We start from the raw sequence: 5,691 nt of genomic DNA on the forward strand, positions 1-5,691 counted from the left end.
CGGCTGTCGCCGGCCACCGCCACACCCGCCGCCAATCACGGCGCGGGTTGCGCCGCCGGCGGTGCGGCATGAGCCGTCCGATGGCGACGGCCGCGCTGGCGACGGCGCTGCTGGGCACGGCGATCATAGCGGATGCGGCGCCGCGCGACTGGGTCGCGACCTGGCAGGCCAGCCCGCAACCGCTGTGGGCCGCGGACTTCCCGTTCCCGACGCAGACGCCGTTCCACCTGTGGCGGCAGACCGTGCGCCAGGTGGCGCGGGTGAGCCTCGGCGGCAGCGAGGTGCGGGTGGAACTGAGCAACGCCTATGGCGATGCGCCGTTGCACATCGGCGCCGCCTCGCTGGCGCTGGCCGGCGACGGCGCTGCAACCCTGCCCGGCTCGCAGCGGCCGCTACGCTTCGGTGGCAAGACCGAGGTGACTGTGCCGCCGGGCGCGCCGGTGCTCAGCGACCCGGTGGCGCTGAGCGTGCCGGACCTGGCCCGGCTCAGCATCAGTCTGTACCTGCCGCAGCCGACCGCGCCGTCCACCTTCCACTGGGAAGGCCTGCAGAGCGCCTGGCTGGCCGAGGGCGAGCGCACCGCCGACGACACGCTGGCCGGCGCCAGCGCGCTGCCGGTGCGGCTGTTCGTCAGCGGCATCCAGGTGCGCCGTGCCGATGCCATCGGCGCGGTGGTGGCGCTGGGCGATTCGATCACCGACGGGGCCGCGTCGACGCCGGGGCAGGACCGGCGCTGGCCGGACCAGTTGGTCACGCGGTTGGCCGCGCAGCGGGTGGCGGTGCTCAACGCCGGCATCTCCGGCGGGCGCGTGCTGCGCGACCGCATGGGCCGCAACGCGCTGGCGCGGCTGGACCGCGACGTGCTGGCACAGCCCGGCGTGCGCACCCTGATCCTGCTGATGGGCATCAACGACATCAGTTGGTACGCCACGCCGTTCGCGCCGGACGATGCGCCGGTGCCGGCCGAGGACCTGATCGCCGGCTACCGGCAGCTGCTGCAGCGCGCGCAGGCGCGTGGCCTGCGGGTGATCGGCGCCACCTTGACCCCGTTCGAGGGCGCGCTGCCGGACTCGCCGATCCCCGGCTACTACAGCCCGCAGAAGGAGGCCGTGCGCCAGCAGGTCAATGCCTGGCTGCGCGCGGGCAACGGCTTCGACGCGATCCTGGATTTCGATGCGCTGCTGCGCGACCCCGCGCACCCGGCGCGGATGCGGTCGGAATTCGACTCGGGCGACCACCTGCACCCCGGCGATGCGGGTTACGCGGCCATGGCCGAGGCAGCCACGCAATTGCTCGGTGCCACCGCAGCCGCTTCCACCTCCGCTGCGACCGACGCCGTCGACACCGACGCCGCGGCGCGCTGACGCCTTCTCCTCACTTCCTCCTTCGCTATCAGGAGTTCTCCATGGAATACCGTCATCTCGGCGCATCCGGCTTCAAGGTTCCCGTGCTCAGCTTCGGCACCGGCACCTTCGCCGGCACCGATCCGTTCTTCGCCACCTGGGGCAATTCGGATGTAGACCAGGCCCGGCGCCTGATCGACATCTGCCTGGAAGCCGGCGTCACCCTGTTCGACAGCGCCGACGTCTATTCCGGCGGCGCCGCCGAATCGGTGCTGGGCGCGGCGATCAAGGGCCGCCGCGACCAGGTGCTGCTCTCGACCAAGACCGGCTTCCGCTTCGACCGCACCGCAGCCAACAGCGTCGGTTCCTCGCGCTTCCACCTGGTGCGCGCGGTGGAAGCGGCGCTGACCCGCCTGGGCACCGACTACCTCGACCTGTTCCAGTTGCACGGCTTCGACGCGCGCACGCCGGTGGAGGAAACCCTGTCCACGCTCGACGACCTGGTGCGTGCCGGCAAGATCCGCTACCTGGGCGTGTCCAACTTCTCCGGCTGGCACTTGATGAAGTCGCTGGCGGTGGCCGACCGCCACGGCTGGTCGCGCTATGTCGCGCACCAGGCCTATTACTCGCTGATCGGGCGCGACTACGAGGAGGAACTGATGCCGCTGGGCCTGGACCAGGGCGTGGGCGCGCTGGTGTGGAGCCCGCTGGGCTGGGGCCGGCTGACCGGCAAGCTGCGCCGTGGCCAGCCGCTGCCGGAGAGCAACCGCCTGCACGACAAGGCGGTCACCGAGGCCGGCCCGCCAGTGCAAGAGGAGCGCCTGTACCGGGTGATCGACGCCCTGGAAGCCATCGCCGCGGAGACCGGCCGCAGCGTGCCGCAGATCGCACTGAACTGGCTGTTGCAGCGGCCGACGGTCAGCAGCGTGATCATTGGCGCACGGACCGAAGACCAGTTGCGGCAGAATCTGGGGGCGGTCGGCTGGACCCTCGATCCCGCCCACGTGCAACAGCTGGATGCGGCCAGCGCGGCGGTACCGGCGTATCCGTACTGGCACCAGCGCGGCTTCGCCGAGCGCAACCCGCGGCCGGTCTGAGCCGCGGCCGTGCCCTCCTTTCCTTCACGTCCAGGAGCCTCCATGAAAGCGGTCGCCACCCTCCATCCCCTGCCGATCGACGATCCGCAGTCGCTGCACGACCTCGACCTGCCGACGCCCCCCGCGCCCGCCGGCCACGACCTGCTGGTGCGGGTGGAAGCGGTGTCGGTCAATCCGGTGGACACCAAGGTCCGCGCCAAGGGCGCGAGCGACGGCCAGCCCAAGGTACTGGGCTACGACGCCGCCGGCGTGGTCGAGGCGGTCGGGCCCGAGGTCGACGGTTTCGAGCCGGGCGACGAGGTCTACTACGCCGGCGACATCACCCGCGCCGGCAGCAACGCGCAATACCAACTGGTGGATGCGCGCATCGTCGCGCGCAAGCCGGCCACGCTGGACTTCGCCCAGGCCGCGGCGCTGCCGCTGACCACCCTCACCGCCTGGGAACTGCTGTTCCAGCGCATGCCCTTCGACTTCGACGACGAACACAACCGCGGCCGCCGCCTGCTGGTGATCGGCGGCGCCGGCGGGGTCGGCTCGATCGCGATCCAACTGGCGCGGCATGCCGGCTTCGAGGTGATCGCCACCGCCTCGCGGCCGCAGACCCGCGACTGGTGCCTGCAACTCGGCGCGCACCACGTGATCGACCATCGCCAGGCGCTGGCGCCGCAGCTGCAGGCAGTGGGCATCGACCAGGTGGACGCGGCGCTGAACCTGGCCGACACCGACCGCTACTGGCAGGCGCTGGGCGAGTTGCTGGCGCCGCAGGGCCATGTCGGCCTGATCGTCGAACCGAACGGTCCACTGCACATCGGCGACCCGTACAAGGCCAAGTGCATCGGCATCCACTGGGAAATGATGTTCGCACGCGCCCGGTTCCGCACCGACGACATGATCGAACAGCACCGCATCCTGGCACGCACCGCCAGCCTGGTGGACGCCGGCGAACTGCGCACCACCCTGACCGAGACACTGAGCCCGATCAACGCCACCACCCTGCGCGAGGCGCACCGGCGCCTGGAGTCGGGCAGCACCATCGGCAAACTGGCGCTGGTCGGCTGGGGCTGAGCGGGCGGCGCAGCGATCGAAACATTCGCGCGATCGCCCCGCTTTGAGCGCGTAGCGGTCATCGGCCGACCGTGACTGATAGCTCAGCTTCTTCTGCTGCTTTTGTTGTTGCTGCTCTTTGCTGTTGCTGTGCTTTTGATCTACCAGGTCCCCTCAGCGCGGCAGACGCGGCGGGGAAAAACCCGAAGGGCGGCGCACATGGACGTGCGCCGTTCGCGGCAGGGGCAGGATGCCCCTTCCGCGAATCCCCGTCGTGGCTGCGAACCTGGAGCGCGCAGCGCGGAAGGCGCGCTGCGGGGTGTGCTTTCTTTTGGTTACTTTTCTTTGCACAAGCAAAGAAAAGTGACCCGCGCCAGCGGAAGCTGTTGCTCTTGCTTCTAAGCGTCATGCTTCAAAATCCCAGAAGGATGTAAAGGCGGCTCAAGGCAACGCCCCTCTTGCCGCCAGCCCGGTTTCACGGCACCCTGCGCCCTTCCGTACGCCTGCGTATCCACGCCATGTCGCCCGCCCCCGGCCAGCCCGAACCCACCCCCACCGCCTACCCGCACCTGTTCGCCCCACTGGACCTGGGCTTCACCCAGCTGCGCAACCGCATCCTGATGGGCTCCATGCACACCGGCCTGGAGGACCGCGCCCGCGACTTCCCCAAGCTGGCCGCGTACTTCGCCGAGCGCGCCGCTGGCGGCGTCGGCCTGATCGTCACCGGCGGCTTTGCACCGAACGTGGTCGGCTGGCTGAAGCCGTTCGGCGGCAAGCTGTCCTGGCCGTGGGAAGTGCGCCCGCATCGGCAAGTGACCGCCGCAGTGCACGCACACGGCGCCAAGATCTGCCTGCAACTGCTGCACGCCGGGCGCTACGCCTACCACCCCCTGTCGGTGGCGCCGTCGAAACTGAAGGCGCCGATCAATCCGTTCACCCCGCGTGCGCTGTCGGCGCGCGGCGTCGAACGCCAGATCGACGCCTATGCGCACGCCGCCAGGCTCGCCCGCGAGGCCGGCTACGACGGCGTCGAGGTGATGGGCTCGGAAGGCTATCTGATCAACGAGTTCATCGCCCCGCGCAGCAACCGCCGCAACGACGCCTGGGGCGGCGATGCGGCCAAGCGCATGCGCTTCGCCGTGGAGATCGTGCGCCGCATCCGCGCCGCCTGCGGGCCGGACTTCATCATCGTCTACCGACTGTCGCTGGTGGACCTGGTCGAGGACGGCAGCGACTGGCAGGAGATCGTGCTGCAGGCGCAGGCGATCGAGGCGGCCGGCGCGACCCTCATCAACTCCGGCATCGGCTGGCACGAAGCACGCGTGCCCACCATCGCCACCTCGGTGCCGCGCGCGGCGTTCGCGGCGGTGACCGCCAAGCTCAAGCCGCACGTGCGGCTGCCGCTGATCGCCACCAACCGCATCAACATGCCCGACGTGGCCGAGCGCATCCTCGCCGGCGGCGGTGCCGACATGGTGTCGCTGGCACGGCCGCTGCTGGCCGACCCGGAATGGGCGAACAAGGCGCAGCGCGGTCAGGCGCAGGCGATCAACACCTGCATCGCCTGCAACCAGGCCTGCCTGGACCACGTGTTCGAGAACAAGACCGCCAGCTGCCTGGTCAATCCGCGCGCGGCCGCCGAGACCGAACTGAATTACCTGCCGACCCGTGCGCCCAAGCGCATCGCCGTGGTCGGCGCAGGCCCGGCCGGCCTGGCCTGCGCCACCGTGGCCGCGCAACGCGGTCACCGCGTCACCCTGTTCGACAGCGCCAGCGAGATCGGCGGCCAGTTCAACGTGGCCAAGCGGATTCCCGGCAAGGAGGAATTCCACGAGACGCTGCGCTACTTCCGCCACCAGATCGACGCCACCGGCGTGGAACTGCGCCTGCAGACCACCGCCGATGCGGCGCTGCTGGCCGACTTCGACGAGGTGGTGCTGGCCACCGGTATCGTGCCGCGCGCGGTGGACTTCCCCGGCGCCGACCATCCCAGCGTGGTCAGCTACCTGGACGTGCTGCAGGGCCGGGTGCAGGCCGCGGACAAGGTCGCGATCATCGGCGCCGGCGGCATCGGCTTCGATGTCGGCGAGTTCCTGGTGCATGCCGGCGAGTCGACCGCGCTGGACCCGGCGCGCTGGATGGCCGAATGGGGCGTGGACCCGCAGTTCGAAGGCCGCGGCGCGCTGTGCAAGCCACGCCCGGAGCCG

4 protein-coding genes are annotated in these 5,691 nt (G+C 70.5%); all 4 read left to right on the plus strand.

Features of this window, described 5'->3' with window-relative positions:
- Window positions 1–68: 68 nt before the first annotated feature.
- Entirely contained in the window at window positions 69–1,364 is a 1,296-nt protein-coding gene (locus tag D180_RS05860) for an SGNH/GDSL hydrolase family protein (protein ID WP_017912061.1), read from the plus strand.
- 41 nt (window positions 1,365–1,405) lie between these two features.
- Window positions 1,406–2,440: an aldo/keto reductase gene (locus D180_RS05865; protein ID WP_017912062.1), complete on the plus strand. Its 1,035-nt coding sequence runs from the start codon at window positions 1,406–1,408 to the stop codon at window positions 2,438–2,440.
- Window positions 2,441–2,482: 42 nt separating this feature from the next.
- A complete protein-coding gene (locus D180_RS05870; RefSeq protein WP_017912063.1) occupies window positions 2,483–3,505 on the plus strand; it encodes a zinc-binding alcohol dehydrogenase family protein in 1,023 nt (340 codons plus the stop codon).
- A gap of 497 nt (window positions 3,506–4,002) precedes the next feature.
- A partial coding sequence (locus D180_RS05875) for an FAD-dependent oxidoreductase (protein WP_017912064.1) occupies window positions 4,003–5,691 on the plus strand: 1,689 nt, incomplete at its 3' end.

Origin of the sequence: Xanthomonas sp. SHU 166, from assembly GCF_000364685.1 — a bacterium.
In the GTDB taxonomy this organism is placed as follows: domain Bacteria; phylum Pseudomonadota; class Gammaproteobacteria; order Xanthomonadales; family Xanthomonadaceae; genus Xanthomonas_A; species Xanthomonas_A sontii.

Bases quoted from the DNA above. Each gene is read 5' to 3' on its own strand.
- D180_RS05860 (WP_017912061.1), top strand. From the start codon at position 69: ATGAGCCGTCCGATGGCGACGGCCGCGCTGGCGACGGCGCTGCTGGGC.
- D180_RS05865 (WP_017912062.1), top strand. From the start codon at position 1,406: ATGGAATACCGTCATCTCGGCGCATCCGGCTTCAAGGTTCCCGTGCTC.
- D180_RS05870 (WP_017912063.1), top strand. From the start codon at position 2,483: ATGAAAGCGGTCGCCACCCTCCATCCCCTGCCGATCGACGATCCGCAG.